Here is a 20,213-nt window from a genome sequence, read left to right as displayed (position 1 = left end):
TGTTAATGATCCTACCCTTCCTTTAAAGCATTTTCTAATTCATGAATCTTCATTCCCACAAGGCGAGCTTGATCCATCAATTGCTTACGTCGTTCTTCCTCTTCACATTCGCCGCGCTGAGTCATCAGGAAATTGTACTCCTCGCGCAAACGTTCCAACTCAAAACTTTGTAACGGGTAGATATTCACTTGTCTGATGTAGTCACTAATCTCTTTGTCAGAAACGTCTTCGTTGCACTCCATCATAGCCAATCCCGAGGCTAGTTGCTTTAAGTTTTCATCGTCCAGATAACGGATAAAATCACCAGGATCTTCCGGATTGCCTTCGGCATAGAAAGCATAAAGATAAGCCGCTAGCGCGTTGTGTTCGTCCTGCTGGAAATCCACCTTGCATTCTTCCCGCACACGGTCAGCGACATCCTGGCTTTTCATCATATAATGGAGCAGCATTCTCTCCGCTTTTGCATGAGCCGTCACAGGAGGCGAATTTCTTGCACCCACAAATTTGCCATTATTTATACTATTATTCCATACTGGCTCTACTTTATCCCTTTGCTCATTTATTTTTTGCTTGTTCTTGTGCACCTGGCGCGCTTCTGCCTTGATGGTCTCCAAAGGCACCGTAAATTCATCAGCCAGCTGCCGCTCATACATGTCCCGCTCAATCGGGCTGCTTAGCTGCGTGATGATCTCCAGCGCCTCCTGGATGTACTTTGCCTCATCATGCTTATCATGTAATACGCGCTTGCCCCGCAAATGTTTCAACCGAAACTGTGTGACAGGCATCGCCTGCAAAATGACTTTTTGCGAAAAGGCGTCTGCTCCGTACTTTTTGATAAAGTCATCGGGATCAATTCCCTGCGGCAATGGTGCAATGCGCACCGTGCATCCTGCCTGCTGCAAAATTTCCAGCGCCTTCGCAGTCGCTTCCTGACCGGCAGAATCACCGTCATAGCAAAGGATAACCTGTTCTGCATTTCGTCGGATCACGCGGGCATGTTGCTCCGTAAAAGCCGTGCCTAATGTCGCGATGCCGTTTTTGATCCCTGCTTGCCACGTCGAGATCACATCCATATATCCTTCAAATAAAATGGCTTGATTCCGCTTGCGGATGTGCGTGCGCGCGCGGTGCAGGTTAAAGACGGTTCTGCTCTTGTTAAACAGGCTTGTTTCCGGACTGTTCAAATACTTGGGCTGTATATTTTCTGTTGCCCGCCCGCCAAACCCGATGATCTCTCCCTGGGAATCCTGGATCGGAAACATGATCCGCCCTCGAAACCGATCAAAGATTTTCCCGTTGTCATTTTGCGCCAAAAGTCCCGCCTCGACCATTTCCCGGGGCTCAAACCCTCTCTTTTTCAAAAAATGAGTCGTAAAGTCCCAGGAATCCGGCGCAAAACCGATTTGAAATTCATCAATGATCTGTCTTGACAGCCCCCGTTTCTCCACATAGCGTAACGCTGCTTGTCCGTATGGCGTGGACGTAAGTACGTGATGATATAGTTTCGCCACGAGACGATGCGCTTCATACATGGCTGCCTTACTGTCCTGCTCCATTGGCGACTCCGCCTGCTCATAAGGCATTGTCAGGCCAACGCGCTCAGCCAGCTTTTTGAGCGCTTCCGGAAAGGTCAAACCCTCGATCTGCATGACGAACGAAAACACATCACCACCGGCGCCGCAACCAAAACAGTGGAAGAATTGCCGTCCCCCGTTCACATTGAACGACGGGGATTTCTCGGAATGAAACGGGCACAGGCCCACGAGCGCTCTTCCGCTTTTTTTCAGTTGAACATATTCGCCGATGATATCGACAATGTCCACCGCTGAACGAACCTGCTGGACAAATTCGTCATTGGATTTAGCCATGCGTGTTAGCACCTTTCTTGTACAGATAGGAAACCTATCCAGTATAAGTGCAACCAAGGCTTCGCCGCAAAGCAAAGCTTGACGAGCCTGTTTTCTACAATGAGTTAATGTAGTTCGTCAAATTTCGGCAAATTCCTGCTGCCCTCGTTATTTTTTCGCCTGATTTCTCTTGATAATCTCCAAAATGATGTTTGCCGTCTCTTCGACAGCCTTTTGCGACACATCGATGATGGGACAACCGATACGCTCGATGATTTTGCGCGAAAACTCCAGTTCCTGGTTAATCCGGTCCAGATTGGCATAATTGGCTTGGGCTGTAAGTCCCAGCGCTTTTAGCCGCTCCGTCCGGATGGCATTCAAATGCTCCGGATTGATGATCAGTCCGATGCAGCGCTCTTTCGGCACCTGGAACAATTCTTCCGGCGGGTCAACCTCCGGCACGATCGGCACGTTGGCCACTTTCAGCCGCTTGTTCGCCAAGTACATGGACAGCGGCGTTTTGGAGGTGCGCGATACGCCGATCAGCACGACGTCGGCGCGCAAAAGGCCCCGCGGGTCCCTGCCATCATCATATTTGACTGCGAACTCGATGGCATCGACTTTCCGAAAATACTCTTCATCGAGACGGCGCACAAGCCCCGGCTTGCCGGTTGGCGACACGTTCAGCGTCTCTTGCAAGGTCGACAGCAGCGGGCCCATGATGTCGATGATCGGAATGCCCGCCGCTGCGGCACACTCCATAATGTACGCTTTCAATTCCGGAATCACCAGCGTAAACACGATCATCGCCTTTGATTCTTTTGCCGAGGCGATCACCTCGTCAATCGACGTTTTATCTTCAATATAGGGGTACTTCTGAATGTCAATCAGCCGAGAATCAAACTGACTGACTACGGCGCGAACGACAAGCTCGGCCGTCTCGCCGATGGAATCTGATACGACGTAGATAATTTGACCCGATTGATCGTTGCTCATCGCTTCTCCTCCTACAAAAAGGGCTCGCTGCCAAGCTCGACAAAAGCTCTGGCAATGGTTGTCTTGGTTACCCGGCCAATCAGCTCCGATTGACGGCTGTCTTCCTCGGCCGGCCTGACCACAGGAAGCGAATCAATCTGGAAGTCGATCAGTTTTTTCGCCGCCATAAACAGGCTCTCTTCCGGAGCACAGGTGACGATGTTGGGCATACGCGTCATGATAATGCTGACAGGAATCCCTTCCAAACCTTTGTTCCCGAGAGATGCGCGCAGCAAATCCTTGCGGGAGACCACACCGGCCAAATACCCTTTTTGGTTTACCACATACAAGGTCCCTACATCCTCGAGAAAGAGCGTTACGATGGCATCATATACGGAAGCGTTCTCCTGCACGACGATCGGCACGGCCTTGTAATCGTTGACGAGCATCTTGTGCAGTCGCTCGCTGATCACCGTTCCCGCTTGTTTTCCGGCATAAAAATAGCCGACGCGCGGTCTTGCATCCAGATACCCGGACATGGTCAAAATCGACAAATCTGGTCGAAGGGTTGCCCGTGTCAAATGAAGTCGTTCTGCAATCTGCTCACCGGTGATTGGCCCATGATCTTTCACGATCTGTAAAATATGCTCTTGTCGTTTCGTCAGTTCGATGACAAATCACCACCGATCCTTACATCTTGATATGTCTAGTATTACTCTCTTTTTCGCAAATCTCCTGCTTTGCGACAGAAAAATGTAAAGCCCCCGTTTCAATCGGAGGCGAATCTGCTAGAAAAAAGTCGAATCCTGAAAGGGAAGTGGGCGAGCAAAATGCCCGCCCACACTTGATCATACGGCGTGGATTGCTGTTTTATGCAAACACGATCTTGGCAAAATCCGCATAGGCAAAAATCGTTTTCGCCACATTGGCGAGCAATGCAAGCCGGTTTTGGCGCACTTGCTCATCCTCGACCATGACCATGATCTGCTCAAAGAAGGTTTGGATCGGTTCGCGCAAGGACGCCAGAATCTCCAGCGTTTTCACAAAATCGCCAGCCGCTTCCACCAATGACAGCTCTTGTCTTACTGATACATATGCCTGATGCAGCGATTTTTCCACCTCTTCGATGAATACCGCCTCGTCAATTTCCAGGCTGGTCGCTTTTTGCGCCAGATTGTTCACGCGATTGAACTGCTCGACGGTCAGCTTGAACGAATCGTCGCGAACGATTTCCATCAACGCTTTCGCGCGCGCCAGCACGTTTGGCACTACCGACAGGTCGGTAGCCAGCACCGCGTCGATCACATCGTAGCGGACGCCTTCTTCTTGCAGCACGTTTTTCAGGCGGAGCGCAAAGAAGTCGAACAAGTCTTTTTTCACGTCAGCCGCTTCCCGCTTGTTCACTCCTTGTGCCTGATAGTTAGCCAGGGCGATATCAAACAGCGCGTCGAGCGACAGCGTCCAGTTGCGCGCAACCAGAATATTGACGATCCCTGCAGCCAGGCGACGCAAGCCATACGGGTCTTGCGAGCCGGTTGGAATGATGCCGATCGCGAAGCAGCCGACGATGGTATCGAGTTTGTCGGAAATGGAGACGACAGCGCCCTCAGCCGATTCCGGCAAGATGTCGCCGGCAAAACGCGGCAGGTAATGCTCAAAAATCGCCTGTGCAACCGCTTCGGTTTCTCCCGCTTTTTTGGCGTAATCTTGCCCCATGATCCCTTGCAGTTCCGGGAACTCGTTGACCATGTTGGTGACCAGGTCGAATTTGGCGATGGAAGCCGCGCGTTCGACGGTCGCGATATCGGCCATGACCGCATCTGCGATTTGATCGGCATTTTTCACGGTACGGCGCACTTTGTCGGCGATGGTGCCCAATTCTTCATGGAACACGATGTTTTCCAGCTTCGCGATGCAGTCCGCGATCGCCAGCTTCTGGTCCTCGGTATAGAAGAACCGCGCATCGGCCAGACGGGCACGCAGCACTTTTTCATTCCCTTTTGCAACCGTCTCAAGCGAGCGGGAATCCCCGTTGCGCACGGTCACGAAATGGTTCAGCAGCTTGCCTTGCTGATCTTGTACCGGGAAGTAGCGCTGGTGCTCACGCATCGAGGTGATCAGCACTTCGCGCGGGATGTTGAGGAAGTCCGCCTCGAACGTTCCGAACAGCGCCGTCGGGTATTCGACGAGATGAACGACTTCATCCAAAAGGCCTTCATCGATCGGGATGATCCAGTTTTGCTTTTGCTCCAATTCTTTCAATTGGCGCACGATCACTTCTTTGCGCTCCTCAGGGTCAACCATCACGAACTGGTCGGCAAGCAACTGCTTGTAGTCCGCCGCATTCGTAACGGTGACGTCGTGGCCGAGGAAACGGTGTCCACGGCTGATGCGGCCTGTTTGCACGCCTTCGATTTCAAACGGGATGATGTCGTCGCCGAACAATGCGATCATCCAGCGGATCGGGCGGGCGAATTTGAGTTCATGCGCGCCCCAGCGCATGTTTTTCGGAAAGCTCATACCGGCGATTACGTCTTTGATTGCAGGCAGCAGCTCGAAGGTTGCCCGTCCCACTTCATTTTTACGGGCATGGACGTATTCCACACCGTTCACTTCTTTGAAATAAAGCGCATCCGGATCAACGCCATTGCTGCGCGCAAAGCCGAGCGCCGCTTTCGACCAGTTGCCCGCTTCGTCTTGGGCGATTTTTTTCGCGGGACCTTTCGCCTCGTCATTGCGGTCCGCCTGTTGTTCACTCACGCCCGCCACCAGCACGGCCAAGCGGCGCGGAGATTCGTACAGGTTGATCTGATCGAACGAGATCCGTTCGGTTTGCAGCCATTTTTCCAGCTTTTCCTTCAGTTGCGCTGCAGCCGGTGCGACGAAACGGGCTGGCAGCTCTTCCATTCCGATTTCCAGTAATAGATCGCGTTTACTCATGGCTATTCGCCCCTTTCGCAAGCATCGGGAAGCCGAGACGTTCCCGCTCTTTGTAATAGGTACTCGCAATTTCACGCGCCAGGTTGCGCACCCGCGCGATGTAGCCGGTACGCTCGGTTACGCTGATCGCGCCGCGCGCATCGAGCTGATTGAACGTATGGGAGCATTTCAGCACGTAGTCATAGGCCGGGAACACGAGCCCTTCCTTCATGACGCGCTTCGCTTCCGCTTCATAGGTGTTGAACAGCTTGAACAGCATGTCGGCATCCGATACTTCGAACGTGTATTTGGAATGCTCGTACTCCGGCTGATGGAACACATCGCCATAAGTAAAGCCATTCACCCACTCAAGGTCAAACACGTTTTCTTTTTCCTGAATGTACGAAGCCATCCGCTCCAGACCGTACGTAATTTCTACGGCTACCGGCTTGCAGTCGATGCCACCCACTTGCTGGAAGTAGGTGAACTGGGTGATCTCCATCCCGTCCAGCCACACTTCCCAGCCGAGACCCCACGCACCAAGCGTCGGCGCTTCCCAGTTGTCTTCGACAAAACGGATGTCGTGATCGAGCGGTTCGATGCCGAGCGCGCGCAAGCTGTCCAAATACAGCTCCTGGATATTGTCAGGCGACGGCTTCATGATCACTTGGAATTGGTGATGCTGGTACAGCCGGTTCGGGTTTTCCCCGTAACGTCCGTCAACCGGACGGCGCGAAGGCTCCACATAGGCGACGTTCCACGGCTCCGGTCCGATACTGCGCAAAAATGTCATCGGGCTCATCGTGCCCGCGCCTTTTTCCACATCGTATGGCTGAACGATGATGCAATTTTGTTTTGCCCAATAATTTTGCAGGGTTAAAATAATGTCTTGAAAATTCATTTTCATCTTCTTTCCACCTCCGTAAAAAGTTCCATGCCAGCAAACCTCTCCGCAACCTGGACGACCGTTCAGGCGCGTACGCAAAACTTGTTCATCTCACCCATGGTGTAAGCGAATGCGCGTAAGAGGCAAAATAAAAAACCTCTCCATCCGCTATACCATGCTTCGACGAGCCGGTATAGGGACGAGAGGATCTCCCGCGGTTCCACCCTATTTGGCGCAATGTCATTTAGACATTACACCCACTTTGGTTCAAGATGCTCCGGAATGCCGTTCATTGTCTTGACTACCGGGCTTTCACCTTCCCCGGTTCGCTATGCAGCCAGTGGACAACTACTCTTTTCCTTCATTGCATCGCAATATGTACATAATGCTATTGCAAAATATCATAGCGAAAAACAAAATCTCTGTCAACAGGGCGCTTGTCACGGCAGCTTTTCCATCTGATCGAGAAAATTGCGGCTTTTCAAACGGATATCCAGATGCTCGTCGATGAAGCGGCGAAGCACGTGCTTCAACTGGCTGCGCGTCGCCGGCTTGACGTCGATTTCGCCCAAACGCTCGAGATCAAACATTTGAAACAGGCGCAGCAGCTTCCAGGTCGTCGGGGTTACCGTGATGGAATACGGGTCGTGAACCTGGCAATTGGGGCACAGCAACCCGCCGTGCGTGACGCTGATCACAAACGGCTCCTGCGTGCTGCCGCAATCGGCACAGGCGTGCAGCTGCGGCTTGATCCCCGCCACGATCAGCATTTTGCTTTCAAAGATGCGGCAGAGCACCTCCGCATCCCGGCCTTCATCGAGATAGCGCAGCGTGAGCAAGAGCAGCTGAAACAGAAAAGGATTGACCTCACCTTCGTGGGTCAATCGGTCAAAAAGCTCGACGATGTAGGCCGTATATGCGGTCAAGAGCAGGTCTTGGCGCAGATCGGCAAATGACTCGACGATCTCGCCTTGTGTCAGATCAGCCATGCCGAAACCGCCTGTTTTCACGAGAAAGTAGCCATAGGTGAATGGTTGAGACACGGCAGCCAGACGGCTTCGCGGCTTCTTCGCGCCTCGAGCCATAACGCCGACTTTGCCGTGTTCTCTGGTGAAAAGAGTCAACACTTTGCCCGCTTCTCCGTAGTCAACGGTGCGGATCACGATACCTTCCCATTTTGCAAGCATGTTTACGATTCACCCAGTTCTCCCTGGATCGAATCAGGCTCCTCTTGAATGACTGGGATCGGCTGTTGATCGTGTTCCCGGTACAAGAGATAAGCTTGGATGTCACCGGTGGAAGCGAAATAACTCCAAGAAAAGTCACGAAGCAAAATGCATCATCCTTTCCTGTTACGGGCTGTATCCACTTCCTCTATAGCATCCGCTCTCTCGCCTGATTCTATCCTTGAAAAAAATGTCTTACCCGATCCTGTTACTTTTCATCAAAAAAGCCGAAATTGCGCAGCATCCGATCCTGGTTGCGCCAATCTTTCTTCACCTTGATCCACAGCTCCAAAAAGACTTTGTCGCCCATCAGCCGCTCGATGTCCATGCGCGCGCGTCTGCCAATTTCTTTGAGCATGTCCCCTTTTTTGCCGATCAGGATGCCTTTTTGCGAATCGCGCTCGGTATAGATCGCCGCATAAATGTACAGCGTTTTGCCGTCGTCGCCGCGCTTCATCTCCTCGACGGTGACCGCAATGGAGTGCGGAATTTCTTCGCGCGTCATCTGCAGCACCTTTTCCCGAATAAGCTCTGCCACAATAAAGCGCTCCGGATGATCCGTCACTTGATCAGCCGGGTAATACATCGGCCCTTCTTCCATCTCGTTGTAGATGGCCGCAAGCAGCGATTGCGTATTGTTTCCTTCCAAAGCGGAAATCGGCACGATCTGCTTGAACGACAGCTGCTGGCGGTAATCGTCGATGATCGGCAAGATCGCTTCGGGATGAATCTTGTCGATTTTGTTAATGACAAGAAAAACAGGTGTCTTCACCTGCTTCAGCCGCTCGATGATATATTCGTCCCCTGCTCCCCGCTTTTCGGTGGCGTCGATGACAAACAGCACGAGGTCAACTTCATTGAGGGTGTTTTCCGCTATCGAGACCATGTAGTCCCCCAGCTTCGACTTGGGCTTGTGAATGCCCGGCGTATCAAGGAAGATGATCTGCCCCTCAGAAGTGGTATGCACCGCCGTGATTTTGTTGCGCGTCGTCTGCGGCTTGTTTGACATGATCGCGATCTTTTGACCGACGATATGGTTTAAGAGCGTTGATTTGCCGACATTCGGCCGGCCGACAATCGAGACGAAGCCCGATTTGAACACTTGTTTGGTCTTGCTTTTATCCACGTAAATCCTCCTTGGTGAATGCCCCGGGCAACAGGGTTTGGACACTGGTTACACTGACATGATCTTGCAGGTTGGCGAGAATGACCGGCATATCGGCAGGGCACAGCTCCGCGAGCACCTGGCGGCATGCCCCGCATGGCGAAACCGGGCCAGGCGTGTCGGCTACAACCGCAATTGCGGCAAAAGAGTTTTCCCCTTCCGAAACCGCTTTGAAAATCGCTGTGCGCTCCGCACAATTGCACAGCGGGTATGCGGCGTTCTCGATATTGCAGCCGAGATACACTTTGCCAGAGGTCGTCAAAAGCGCTGCCCCGACGGGAAACTTGGAATACGGCACATAGGCGGTTTTGCGAGCCGCTACGGCCTGCTGAATCAGTTCCTTCTCGTTCATACACGTCTCCCCTTTTCTTTACTCTCCCCCATGGCTTCCTTACATCAGCCACTCCGCAATTTTGCGGTACAACGGCGGGCCGAACACGATGATTCCCGCGACAACAGAAGCAGCGGCTGCCACCAGGACAGCCCCAGCCGCCGCATCCTTGGCCGCTTTGGCCAGTGGATGCAGGTTGGTCGTCACCAGATCAACCGCTGCTTCAATCGCCGTGTTCACCAGCTCAAGCGACAGCACCAGCGCGATCAACAGCAGCAAAATCAACAGGTCATTTCGCGGTATGGCCAGCCACCAGGCACCGGCAAGCACAGCTGCCGTAAAAAAGAGATGGATGCGCATGTTGGGCTGCGTCATCGCCGTATGGCAGATTCCCGCCCATGCATACCGCAAACTGCACAGGAACCGAAACAATCCCTTCCGCTCTTTCACCGGCCTTCTCCTATCTTGTCAGGCCAATTGATTGCAAAATCTCTTCCTGACGGGAAAACATCTCTTTTTCATCCGCTTCCGTCATATGATCGTAGCCGATCAGATGGAGGAAACCGTGCACGGCGAGAAAGCCCAGTTCCCGTTCAAAGGAATGGCCGTAGTCGGCCGCCTGCTCGCGCGTTTTGGGGATGGAAATGACGATATCCCCAAGCATGTTCGGGAAATCGTCGAGTTCCTCTTCATCCACGTAGATGTCGAGTTCATCCTCTCCTTGCTCATTCATCGCAAACGAGAGCACGTCTGTCGGGCGGTCCACGCCGCGAAAATCGCGGTTCAGCTCATGAATCCGCTCATTGCCGACAAATGTAAGGGAAACCTCGCCCGATACCTCTTCGCGCTCGGCTGCTGCCTGTAAACACCGCTCCACAAGCGCCAGATGCTCATCGGTGAGCGCTTCCTCATACTCATTCGTCATTTCGATTTGCAACATGTCATTCACTTCCTCTAGGCGAAACGAAATCCGCCGTTTCTTCCACATTGTATGCCCGGATGATTTTTTGGACGAGGCTGTGACGTACAACATCCTCTTCCTGAAAGCTGATGAAGGCGATCTCCTTGATCGGCTTCAAAATGCGTTCGGCTTCGCGCAGGCCGGATTTTTTGCCTCTTGGCAGGTCGATCTGCGTAATATCGCCGGTCACGACCATTTTGGAACCAAAGCCGAGACGAGTCAAAAACATCTTCATCTGTTCGCCGGTCGTGTTTTGCGCTTCGTCCAGGATGACGAACGAATCTTCGAGCGTGCGACCGCGCATATATGCCAATGGAGCAACCTCAATCAAGCCGCGCTCCATCATTTTGGTTACCTGCTCATTGCCCAGCATATCGTATAGAGCATCGTACAACGGCCGCAAATACGGGTCAACCTTCTCTTGCAGATCGCCCGGAAGGAAGCCGAGGCTTTCTCCCGCTTCCACAGCAGGGCGGGTGAGCACGATTTTTTTCACGCGTCCGTTTTTCAGCGCGTTTACGGCCATCACGACAGCCAGATACGTTTTCCCTGTACCCGCCGGACCGATGCCGAACACGATGTCCGACCGTTTGATCGCCGCCAAGTAATGGCGCTGTCCCAACGTTTTCGCGCGGATGACTTTTCCTTTCTGCGTGCGGGCCACCTCTTCATCAAATACGTGGAGCAATTGCTCGGCGTCGCCTGTTTTGGCCAATTGCAACGCATAGGAGACATCCCGCTCCGACAGCGTGATTCCGCGGCGGATCAGCTGCAGCAGAATGTTAAACAGCGATGCCAGCTTCTGTGTTTCCTCCCTGTCGCCCTGAATGACGATTTCGCCATCCTTGGTGACAATTTTGGCGGTGGTGTGTTCCACGATCTTTTGCAGATACGTATCATGCGGTCCAAACAACATGAGTGCTTCTGCTGCATCCGTAAATGGGATTGTTACCTCATCTCTTACGTGCAAAAGGCTTCCATCTCCTTGGTACGGTTCATTCCGTAATTCGTATTATGGGAACTGGTCTATGGGGCAGGCTGCACATTCGTGAACGGCTGCTCCGCCGCAATGTCTTCGATGACTGTATAATGCAGATCTAAGTAAACTTTACCATTCTCTTCTTTTATCTGCAAAACTTTTTCGTCCGCGATTTTCGCATCCTTCTCTGCCTGGCGCAGCACATCCTGCCTGGCGACCTGCTTTGCCAGCTCGATGGCTTGCTCTTTGGACAGCATGCGGATTTGCGGCTCGGTTTCCATCTGGTCGGAAGATGTGATGCCAATCGGCAGCAAAAACCGCCCTAACGACAGCAGCGTCTGTTCGTTTTTCGTCTCGTAGCTGGCAAAGCCCTCGCCTTGCAGCGGCCAGATTCGGATCGATCGGGAACCAAGCGTGAGATAGAGGTTATTCTGATTGTGGCCGGTAAACATGTAGCGTGTCTGGTTGAGCGGAACGGTAACCGTTGTCTGGTACCATACCTCCCCCTCCACCTTGCCGCGTGCCGCAACGACGGCCTGACGCGTTTCATTCCCGATGATGCCCGAAATCAGAACTTGTCCTTTCTGCACAAATTGATCCTTCTGCACCATAGTTTTACCCTTTTCCGCAAGAATAGTGTGCACGACCGCTTTTTTCTTGGCGATGATATTGCGCGGCCCCTCCGCAGGCGGTTTTTCCGGCTGCTCCTTTTCGACTACCTGGATGATGATCTTTGTCCCATTTTTCTCCACGCCGATCCAGGAAGCCTCCGGCAGCATCCCCAGCAGTTTTCGCTGCAAGGCAGTCGGCTCGCCGAGCGCTGGCTGCCATGCCCCTCTTTTGATTCCGTATTGTTCGGCCGCCTGCAGCACTTTGTAGACCGGCAGTTTTTTCGTCCCTTTCACTTCCACCGACCAGACAAACGTGGACAGCATGTACACCCCGACGAGAAACAGCAGCGCACCGATCGCAAATCCGAGTCTGCGGTATACCATCCGCAGCCAAAACGGTCCGCCATTCCGTGCATGGACGTGCGTGCGACAGCCTGTCTCACGCAAGAGCGGGCGTATTCGCTTGTAATCCTCCACCAGCATGTCAAACTGGCCAGACTCTTCGCCCAGCCGTTTGATGTTCCAAATATGCAAGCCTTCTTTAACCGCCCGGTTGATGAAGCGTTCAAAGCGTTTGCCGCGGATGTTGATTGTCACATGGCCGCCCAGCCATTCCCGAAGCGCATTTCGCATCCGTGTTCCCCCCATGATTATTGCGGCTGCAAATATTTCACACCGCCGATTCGTCCTTCCAGCAGCAGCTCTTCCGGCAAGATCGCCCGGATCACCAGCTGTTCCCCGTATACGATCAACTGCCCATTTGTTAAAAGCAAGCGGAGTTCACTCTCGGTAAAATGGAGCACCCCACGATGGTTTTCGATATACATTTGCAATTGGCCAATCATGGTGATTCGCGGGACTTCCAATACCACATCTTGCGGTATATCCAGCACCCCTACTGCCAAATGGCGAAGTCGGCGGCCCCAACGCTTCATGGGTAAGCCCCCTTTCTCTTTTATAAACCTATGAGCCGGGAAATGAATTCATGCGAGGAAACCTTTTGGCGGCGGGGAAAAAAATAAAAAGAGCGCAGGCACGCGCTCTTTTTCGAATTCACTGTCTATTCACTGTTTTTTATATCGTTGAACCGGGCGATAGGGAGCCTTGGAACGCGGTTCCGACAAGATGATCGCCCACTTCATCCCTTCGCGCAGCTTCTCTTTCGGAATTGCGCTTGGCGGTTCGACGGTCACATGCGTTTGGAGAGGCGCTGCATCTCGCAGGCTGGGGACCACATGCCGCTGCATGTCTGCGCCGCTATCTTCCACATAAGTAAGCGGGGCTTGCGGGATCGGCTTCCAGTCGGCTTCCCCTTCCGTCCACTCTTCCGGCTGCGGGGTCGTTTTCGCAGGCAGCGGCTGCGACGGAATCGTGTCAGGCCGTTGCCCGACCGTCATGCGTCCGGACTGCCCGCCATCTGTCGTGGGCGTTAAAGGCGGTATCCGGCTTTGCCCCTTTTTCTTCTTGTCGAGACCCAGCATCCGAACAACCACATAGCCGAGAATGAGAAACCAAAACTTCCCTGCCAGCGCCAAGAGACCGAATATAAGATCTAGCAGGCTGTCCATCGTTCTCCCCCTTACTTATGCTGATCGTCCTCACCTGGTTTTTGCTTGTCACCGGTATGCCCAAACGATTCGCGCATCGTGGTGTCCGCAACCAAATTTTGCAGATTGTAATAATCCATGACACCCAGTTTGCCGGAGCGAAGTGCTTCGGACAGTGCGAGCGGTACCTCGGCCTCCGATTCGACCACTTTCGCCTTCATCTCCTGCACCCGCGCTTTCATTTCCTGCTCGGTTGCAACTGCCATCGCGCGGCGTTCCTCGGCCTTCGCCTGGGCGATCCGTTTGTCCGCCTCCGCCTGGTCTGTTTGCAATTGGGCCCCGATGTTTTTGCCTACATCTACGTCCGCGATATCGATGGAGAGAATTTCAAAAGCCGTTCCCGCATCCAACCCTTTGTTCAACACGGTCTGCGAGATGCGATCCGGATTTTCCAGCACTTCCTTATGGTTGTTGGAGCTACCGATCGTCGAGACGATCCCTTCCCCGACACGCGCGATGATGGTTTCTTCGCCCGCACCACCGACCAGTCGATCGATATTGGCGCGCACCGTCACCTTTGCCTTGGCCTTAAGCTCGATCCCGTCCTTTGCCACAGCAGCGACAACAGGTGTCTCAATCACTTTCGGGTTAACGCTCATTTGCACGGCTTGCAGGACATCGCGTCCCGCCAGGTCAATCGCAGCCGCCCGTTCGAAGCCGAGCGGAATGTCAGCGCGCTGTGCAGCTACAAGCGCGTCCACGACGCGGTCAACGTTACCACCGGACAGGTAATGGCTCTCCAGTTGGTTCGTATCCAGCTCCAGGCCCGCTTTGCGCGCCTTGATCAGCGGATTGACGATACGAGCCGGATACACGCGACGCAACCGCATCGCGACCAGCGTGATGATGCCGATTCGCACGCCAGACGCCATTGCTGAAATCCACAGCATAACAGGTACGAATGAAAAGAAAACCGACAAGACGATCAACGCTACCACAATCATTAAAACAAGTGGCAGTAAACCCGATTCCAACATACATCTCACCTACACTTTTTTTATTTACTGTTCTCGTTCCTGCACGACAATGCGCGTTCCTTCCACCTGGATGACACAGATCGGCGTGCCCGCTTTGATAAAGCCGCCTGCGCTTACCGCATCAATCCGCTTGCCGTCGATACGGATCATGCCCGACGGATGCATCGGCGTGATGGCAATCCCTTCTTTGCCCAGCAGGGAACTCTGGTCACGCGGTGCGACATAGCCGCTCTCTTTGCTTTGTTCGGTCTTCAGGATGAATTTGCTCCACATCCCGCGCACGCCCAAATATTTGACGAGAACGGCGATGACGACAGCTGTAATCAGCGCAGCGATCCCCAGGGAGGCCAACCCTTGCTCCGTATCGTAGGCAGCGAGCACCAGGCCGGTCACCATGCTGATTACACCCAGCGTGCCGACGATGCCGCCCGGCAGGAAAATCTCCATGATCAGCATCAGGATACCGATGACAAACAGCGCGATATGGATGCCGCTGGCAAAGCCTGCAATTACGTGCCCAAAAAAGTAAAGGGCAAAGGCACTAATCCCTATTGTACCAGCAATGCCGAATCCTGGCACGATCAATTCGATCGCCAAGCCGACAAGGCCGATGACGAGCAAAAGGCTCATGACATAAGGACTCGTGACGATTCGCGCCACTTTTTCACCCAATGTCGGCGTAATATCTGTCACCTGATCCTGGCTGACGCCCAACGCCTGATAAAGCGCTGCCTCGTTTGCAACCAGCCGGTCCGCATAGCCGACTTGCTTGGCATGCTCCGCTTCAAGCGAGAGAACCGTGCCCTTCGGCTTGATGCCTGGAAACGCCGTCTCTACCTCAACCATGGCCCGGGCGATATCCGGATTGCGGTGGTTCAGCTTGGCTGCCGCCTCCATTTTTTCCGACCACGCTGAGATCGTCTTGATGTCTGCCGTATTGCCAGCCTGATCGATTGGCGCCGCCGCTCCGATGCTCGCGCCCGGCGTCATCACGATTTCGTTGGCGTTGAGCGCGATGTAGGTTCCTGCCGAGAAAGCCTGGTTATCGATAAACGCGATGACATGCATCGGGGCCTGGCGGACAAGCGCTCCGATTCGGTCGGCGGCATTTACCTCGCCGCCCGGCGTATTGATGTCCAAAATCACCAGATCGGCACCTTGCTTCTCAGCCGTAGCGAATGCGCGTTCCAGAAAGCTTTCCAGGCCGCGCTCGATTCCTTGGTCTACCGGTATGCGGACTACTTTCTTATAGTCCGCAGCATAGCCGTTCTGGGAATAGGCCAACCCGACGAAGAGCAGGGCGACGAGCGACAGCCAACCGATCAACCGGCTGCGGCGAGCGGTTCGCTTCGTATCATACACTCCGTTTCCCTCCTTCTTTACGTGTCGTATCTTCTGTATGAATTACGGCAGAAATGTGGAAAAGTTTCAAGATTCTTTTCGCGCTTATGGAAAAACCCAGCCTCATGAGAGACTGGGTCTTGGTTCGTATCTATACTTACGATGGTAGAAGCTCGGAAACAATTTTTTGCACGAGGTTGCCATCGGCTTTGCCTTTGACTTTCGGCATCATTGCTCCCATCACCTTGCCCATCTCTTTTTTCGAGGAGGCTCCGACTTGCGAAATAACTTCGGTTGCAATCTGACGGATTTCATCTTCGCTCAATTGAGCAGGCATGTAAGAAGTCAACACAATGATTTCTTCACGGATTTTCTCCGCCAAATCTTCACGACCGGCCTTCTCAAACTCTTGGAGGGATTCACGGCGTTGCTTTAACTCACGGGTCAAGATGGAAAGCTCTTCATCTTCGGACAAAAGGCTGCCTTTGTTTATCTCTTCGTTCTTAATAGCGGCCTTGACCATGCGGATAACGGAGAGTTTAGTTGCTGCTTTGTCCTTCATCGCTTGCTTTAGATCTTGATTGAGTCGCTCCATTACACTCATGATTCGCCCTCCGAAAATTAGAACTTGCGCTTACGAGCCGCTTCGGATTTTTTCTTACGCTTAATGCTAGGCTTTTCAAAGTGGCGGCGTTTGCGAAGCTCAGCCATCACACCAGCCTTTGCACTTTCACGCTTAAAACGGCGTAGTGCGCTTTCCAAGGACTCGTTTTTACGAACGCGAATTTCTGCCATCTGTCTTCCCTCCCTCCGCTTGAAACCGTGGGACAACTGTATAAGCACAGACTGTCAAATTACATTATAGGACAGATGCCCACCTTTGGTCAACCTACAATGCGAAGGTTATCCCAAAAATTTGCCAGAATGCACCAAAACCACTGTTATCCCGTACATAGCTCATGGTGATTCACCATACATTTACTGTGTTGACGATGATTTTATAACCAATGCTTGCTATGCTCACCTTAGCATGATAGCATGGCTTCGATACTTTTGGGAAGAAGGAGAGCGAACAATGAATCCGATTACCATTCAACAGGTGGCGAAAATGGCAGGCGGGCTGCTACTGTGCGGAGATCCCGCGCTTGCGGTCAATCACTTTCATTTCGACAGCCGCGAGCTTGCAAGCGGCGGTGTGTTCATTGCGATCAAAGGTGATCGGGACGGTCACGACTTCCTTGGAGCCGCCATTGCCCAAGGCGCTTGTGCCGCGATCATTTCCGATCAAGCGAAGCTGCCCCGCAATCTGCCAGACGGCTTTGCCCTGGTGCTGGTCAACGACACCCTGCGCGCCTATCAAAAAGTGGCCGAGGGGTATCGCAACACGTTTGACATCCCGTTTGTAGCCGTCACCGGCAGCGTCGGAAAAACATCGACAAAAGATGTCATCGGGCATTTGCTGGCAAGCAAACTGACCATTTACAAAACGTATAAAAATTTGAACAACCATCTCGGGGTACCGTTCTCCTTGCTGCAGCTGGAAAACGCGCATCAGGCCGCCGTGATGGAGCTTGGGATGAACCACGCGGGCGAAATCGATCTGCTCGCCTCCATCGTGCGTCCGCAATACAGCGTGATCACGAATATCGGCGAGGCCCATCTTGAATACTTCGGCACCAAGGAAAAAGTGGCGTTGGCGAAAGCGGAACTGTTGCCGCATACCGATCCGAACGGCGTCGTGTTCCTCAACGGCGACAATGAATATTTGCGCCGCATCAGCCATCTGTACGACGGACGCATTCTGTACTACTCGGTGGAAGGCGCCGCAGACATTTGGGCGGAAGACATCGCCAGCACGCAAGACGGTACGCACTTTACATACGTATCGGCCGACGGCGCGCGCTTCCCTGTGTCTGTGCCGTTGTTCGGGAAGCATAACGTCTCCAATTGCTTGCCGGCAATTGCGATCGCGCTCCGCTTCGGCCTCAGCATAGAAGAGATTCAGGCCGCTCTGGCGACTGTAAGCCTCTCTGCCATGCGGTTCGAGATCATCAAGTCACCTGCCGGCGCCATCTTCATTAACGACGCTTACAACGCAAACCCAACGTCCATGCGGGTTGCAATCGAAACATTTGCAGGCATTTTCCCCGACAAGAAGCGCATTCTGGTCCTCGGCAACATGCTGGAGCTGGGGCCTGACAGCGATGCGATGCATGCCGGTATCGGCGAGCTTTTGAATGGCTACCGCGACCGTTTCGCACTTGTCGTCACCATTGGCACGGAAGCGCTCCACATCCACAATGCATATATGGGAGAAAAGAAGCATTTCGCGACCAAACAAGATTCCGCTCCGCTTTTGTCATCACTTGCGGTTGACGGCAACGCGATTTTGTTCAAAGCATCCCGCAATACGTTGCTGAAAGATTTCCCTGCGGAGCTGTCTGCGGTATTGTAATCTTTCTTTGCTGCGTAAAAACCCGAGGCAATCGACCATGCCTCGGGTTTTTTGTCTTTCCGTACTATTCCAGCTCTTCAGCGGCGACGATGTTTTTCTCTTTTTCGCGGTGACGCTCCAATGCCAGCGTAACCAAGCGGTCGATCAGCTCGCTGTACTCGATGCCGGCCGCCTGGAACAGCATCGGATACATGCTGAACGGCGTAAAGCCCGGCATCGTATTGATCTCGTTGATATACAGCTCATCGCTTTCTTCATCCCAGAAAAAGTCGACGCGCGACAAGCCGGAGCCGTCGATCGCTACGAACGCCTGCTTCGCGATGTCAGCGATTCGCGCGGACACGGATTCCGGGATTTGGGCCGGGATCTGCAATTCGGTTCCCGCGCCTTTATATTTCGCTTCATAGTCGTAAAATTCCTTCGCCGGAATCACTTCGCCCACGACCGATGTGATCAGCTCGTCATTTCCCAAAACGCCGATCTCGACCTCGCGTCCCTTTGCGAACGCCTCGACAACGAGGCGTCGGTCGAACTTGGCTGCCAGCGCAAGCGCTGCGCGCAGCTCCTCGCGATTTTTCGCTTTGCTGATCCCGACAGACGAACCCATGTTGGCCGGTTTGACAAAACATGGATAGCCCAGCTCCCGCTCGATTTGCGCGACGACCTGCTCCTCTTCCCGTTCCAGGCGGGAGCGCAGTACGCCGATGAATGCAACCTGCTTGAGCCCTGCTTGCGCGAACACGTTTTTCATCATCCATTTGTCCATGCCGACTGCCGACGCCATCACGCCTGTGCCGACGTATGGCAGACCTGCCAGCTCCAGCAAGCCCTGGATCGTGCCATCCTCGCCGTTCGGTCCATGAATGACCGGAAAAATCACATCGACCTTCCCGCCCAGATTCAAGAGCGACGATTGCTTCGTTTCCACCTTTTGCAGGCCGGTTTCCGCCGCGCCAGCTGCAGCTTCTCCCGGCTGTAAGCGAAGCCGCTCGACACTGTCGATCCGCTCGGCGATCGGGTTGCCCTGCACCCAGCCGCCTTCAAGCGTCACGTAAACCGGTATCAATTCGTATTTATTTGGATCGACCGCCTTCATAATGGAATGCGCCGTCCGGAGGGAGACTTCGTGCTCCGATGATTTGCCTCCATATATGATGCCCAGTCGAATTTTGTTCCCCATGTTTCAATCCCTCTCTTTACTACCGTCAGTACAATCTTGATCTCTTTGTCATGGTATGCCAGGCGGACGATCGATGCGCCTATCCGTTGTCTGTCATTTTTTCTTTCCAAGCATACACTCTCTCCCCTGCCAATTCAAGAGCCCAAGCATTTCACGACTTTTGGCCCAGCCACATAAAGTAACAATAGCAATTTGACCAGTTGAGCCCACTTACTTAGGAGGAAGCAGGGATGAGGGACTATCTGCTTTTTTGTACGTACTGTTCGAATTATACGCTTTTGCACGAGTTCGAAAAGGAAACGGGCAACTTTCTAGGCGAGTATTCTCTTTTGTTCAACGACTATACACACAACAGCATTGTGCTGAACAAGTTTTTACTCGCGCATTTGGGGCACACCTTGCGAGTCATCCCCTCCCAAACGGATGAATACCGCACCATCATCTGCACGGCGGCACACTTTTTGGAGGATGACATCGACAAATACGTGGAGGAAAGCAAGGCGCAGAAGGAATTCAACGAACGCGACCGCAGGAAGCAGCGTGAAATCGGGCGCGTCCAGGTGCATATCATCGACCATTTGCTCCGCTATGAGCTGGAACAGATCAGCTCAATGAAAGGAGCGACACCCGCCGAATCACAGGTTCTGTTAGGAAAAGAGCTGGCGATGAAAAAAGCGCTGGAGGTCGTTCTGCGTGTCCTGCACGACAAGCAATTTGCGTAGCACAAAAACCCGACCGCTCCTTTTCAGAGCA

Annotated in this window: 22 protein-coding genes; 2 read left to right on the top strand and 20 right to left on the bottom strand. The window is 53.2% G+C overall.

Annotated elements, in window-relative coordinates:
* Window positions 1-11: 11 nt before the first annotated feature.
* From dnaG to rpsU, 19 genes are all read right to left on the bottom strand, one after another.
* Window positions 12-1,868, bottom strand: a complete 1,857-nt coding sequence (dnaG, locus tag ACTID9_RS11035; RefSeq protein WP_441072549.1) for a DNA primase — start codon at window positions 1,866-1,868, stop codon at window positions 12-14.
* A gap of 147 nt (window positions 1,869-2,015) precedes the next feature.
* Window positions 2,016-2,843, bottom strand: a complete 828-nt coding sequence (locus ACTID9_RS11030) for a pyruvate, water dikinase regulatory protein (RefSeq protein ID WP_441071300.1) — start codon at window positions 2,841-2,843, stop codon at window positions 2,016-2,018.
* An 11-nt stretch (window positions 2,844-2,854) separates the two neighbouring features.
* Window positions 2,855-3,487 (bottom strand): helix-turn-helix transcriptional regulator, encoded by a 633-nt coding sequence (locus ACTID9_RS11025; protein WP_122920354.1) that lies wholly within the window; start codon window positions 3,485-3,487, stop codon window positions 2,855-2,857.
* Between the two features lie 205 nt (window positions 3,488-3,692).
* A complete protein-coding gene (gene glyS / locus ACTID9_RS11020) occupies window positions 3,693-5,762 on the bottom strand; it encodes a glycine--tRNA ligase subunit beta (protein WP_441071299.1) in 2,070 nt (689 codons plus the stop codon).
* Window positions 5,755-6,642 (bottom strand): glycine--tRNA ligase subunit alpha, encoded by an 888-nt coding sequence (gene glyQ, locus ACTID9_RS11015; RefSeq protein ID WP_441072547.1) that lies wholly within the window; start codon window positions 6,640-6,642, stop codon window positions 5,755-5,757. The genes glyS and glyQ overlap by 8 nt, the downstream gene beginning before the upstream one ends.
* Window positions 6,643-7,067: 425 nt before the next feature.
* The gene (gene recO / locus ACTID9_RS11010) at window positions 7,068-7,814 is read right to left on the bottom strand and encodes a DNA repair protein RecO (protein WP_441071298.1); all 747 of its coding nucleotides are present in this window, start codon (window positions 7,812-7,814) and stop codon (window positions 7,068-7,070) included.
* A gap of 2 nt (window positions 7,815-7,816) precedes the next feature.
* Window positions 7,817-7,960 (bottom strand): YqzL family protein, encoded by a 144-nt coding sequence (locus ACTID9_RS11005; RefSeq protein WP_441071297.1) that lies wholly within the window; start codon window positions 7,958-7,960, stop codon window positions 7,817-7,819.
* Window positions 7,961-8,061: 101 nt separating this feature from the next.
* Window positions 8,062-8,979 (bottom strand): GTPase Era, encoded by a 918-nt coding sequence (gene era / locus ACTID9_RS11000; RefSeq protein ID WP_441071296.1) that lies wholly within the window; start codon window positions 8,977-8,979, stop codon window positions 8,062-8,064.
* Complete coding sequence (locus ACTID9_RS10995; protein WP_441071295.1) at window positions 8,972-9,370, bottom strand: cytidine deaminase; 399 nt, start codon at window positions 9,368-9,370, stop codon at window positions 8,972-8,974. The genes era and ACTID9_RS10995 overlap by 8 nt, the downstream gene beginning before the upstream one ends.
* Window positions 9,371-9,409: 39 nt before the next feature.
* Window positions 9,410-9,799: a diacylglycerol kinase gene (locus ACTID9_RS10990; protein ID WP_441071294.1), complete on the bottom strand. Its 390-nt coding sequence runs from the start codon at window positions 9,797-9,799 to the stop codon at window positions 9,410-9,412.
* 10 nt (window positions 9,800-9,809) lie between these two features.
* Window positions 9,810-10,289, bottom strand: a complete 480-nt coding sequence (gene ybeY / locus ACTID9_RS10985; RefSeq protein ID WP_441071293.1) for an rRNA maturation RNase YbeY — start codon at window positions 10,287-10,289, stop codon at window positions 9,810-9,812.
* A gap of 1 nt (window position 10,290) precedes the next feature.
* Window positions 10,291-11,280 (bottom strand): PhoH family protein, encoded by a 990-nt coding sequence (locus ACTID9_RS10980; protein ID WP_441071292.1) that lies wholly within the window; start codon window positions 11,278-11,280, stop codon window positions 10,291-10,293.
* Between the two features lie 56 nt (window positions 11,281-11,336).
* On the bottom strand, window positions 11,337-12,533 hold the full coding sequence (gene yqfD, locus ACTID9_RS10975; protein ID WP_441071291.1) for a sporulation protein YqfD: 1,197 nt from the start codon (window positions 12,531-12,533) through the stop codon (window positions 11,337-11,339).
* 17 nt (window positions 12,534-12,550) lie between these two features.
* On the bottom strand, window positions 12,551-12,835 hold the full coding sequence (gene yqfC, locus ACTID9_RS10970) for a sporulation protein YqfC (protein WP_122920364.1): 285 nt from the start codon (window positions 12,833-12,835) through the stop codon (window positions 12,551-12,553).
* Window positions 12,836-12,964: 129 nt separating this feature from the next.
* The gene (locus tag ACTID9_RS10965) at window positions 12,965-13,468 is read right to left on the bottom strand and encodes a hypothetical protein (RefSeq protein WP_441071290.1); all 504 of its coding nucleotides are present in this window, start codon (window positions 13,466-13,468) and stop codon (window positions 12,965-12,967) included.
* An 11-nt stretch (window positions 13,469-13,479) separates the two neighbouring features.
* A complete protein-coding gene (gene floA / locus ACTID9_RS10960) occupies window positions 13,480-14,484 on the bottom strand; it encodes a flotillin-like protein FloA (protein ID WP_441071289.1) in 1,005 nt (334 codons plus the stop codon).
* Between the two features lie 24 nt (window positions 14,485-14,508).
* Window positions 14,509-15,846: an NfeD family protein gene (locus ACTID9_RS10955; protein ID WP_441071288.1), complete on the bottom strand. Its 1,338-nt coding sequence runs from the start codon at window positions 15,844-15,846 to the stop codon at window positions 14,509-14,511.
* A 136-nt stretch (window positions 15,847-15,982) separates the two neighbouring features.
* On the bottom strand, window positions 15,983-16,429 hold the full coding sequence (locus ACTID9_RS10950) for a GatB/YqeY domain-containing protein (protein ID WP_441071287.1): 447 nt from the start codon (window positions 16,427-16,429) through the stop codon (window positions 15,983-15,985).
* A gap of 17 nt (window positions 16,430-16,446) precedes the next feature.
* A complete protein-coding gene (gene rpsU / locus ACTID9_RS10945; protein WP_122920369.1) occupies window positions 16,447-16,620 on the bottom strand; it encodes a 30S ribosomal protein S21 in 174 nt (57 codons plus the stop codon).
* A gap of 280 nt (window positions 16,621-16,900) precedes the next feature.
* Between rpsU and ACTID9_RS10940 the strand changes: the two genes are divergently transcribed.
* Complete coding sequence (locus tag ACTID9_RS10940; RefSeq protein WP_441071286.1) at window positions 16,901-18,280, top strand: UDP-N-acetylmuramoyl-tripeptide--D-alanyl-D-alanine ligase; 1,380 nt, start codon at window positions 16,901-16,903, stop codon at window positions 18,278-18,280.
* Between the two features lie 64 nt (window positions 18,281-18,344).
* Here ACTID9_RS10940 and ACTID9_RS10935 read toward each other — a convergent pair whose 3' ends face one another.
* Window positions 18,345-19,460, bottom strand: a complete 1,116-nt coding sequence (locus ACTID9_RS10935) for a D-alanine--D-alanine ligase (protein ID WP_441071285.1) — start codon at window positions 19,458-19,460, stop codon at window positions 18,345-18,347.
* A gap of 230 nt (window positions 19,461-19,690) precedes the next feature.
* On the opposite strand from ACTID9_RS10935, the gene ACTID9_RS10930 reads away from it, so the two are divergent.
* On the top strand, window positions 19,691-20,182 hold the full coding sequence (locus ACTID9_RS10930) for a hypothetical protein (RefSeq protein ID WP_441071284.1): 492 nt from the start codon (window positions 19,691-19,693) through the stop codon (window positions 20,180-20,182).
* The last annotated feature ends 31 nt before the right edge of the window (window positions 20,183-20,213 follow it).

Source organism: Brevibacillus fluminis (genome assembly GCF_052072235.1).
GTDB classification, from domain to species: Bacteria; Bacillota; Bacilli; order Brevibacillales; family Brevibacillaceae; genus Brevibacillus_D; species Brevibacillus_D fluminis_A.
The sequence above is the reverse complement of the archived record's forward strand: the minus strand, read 5'-3'. Positions and strand labels throughout refer to the sequence as shown.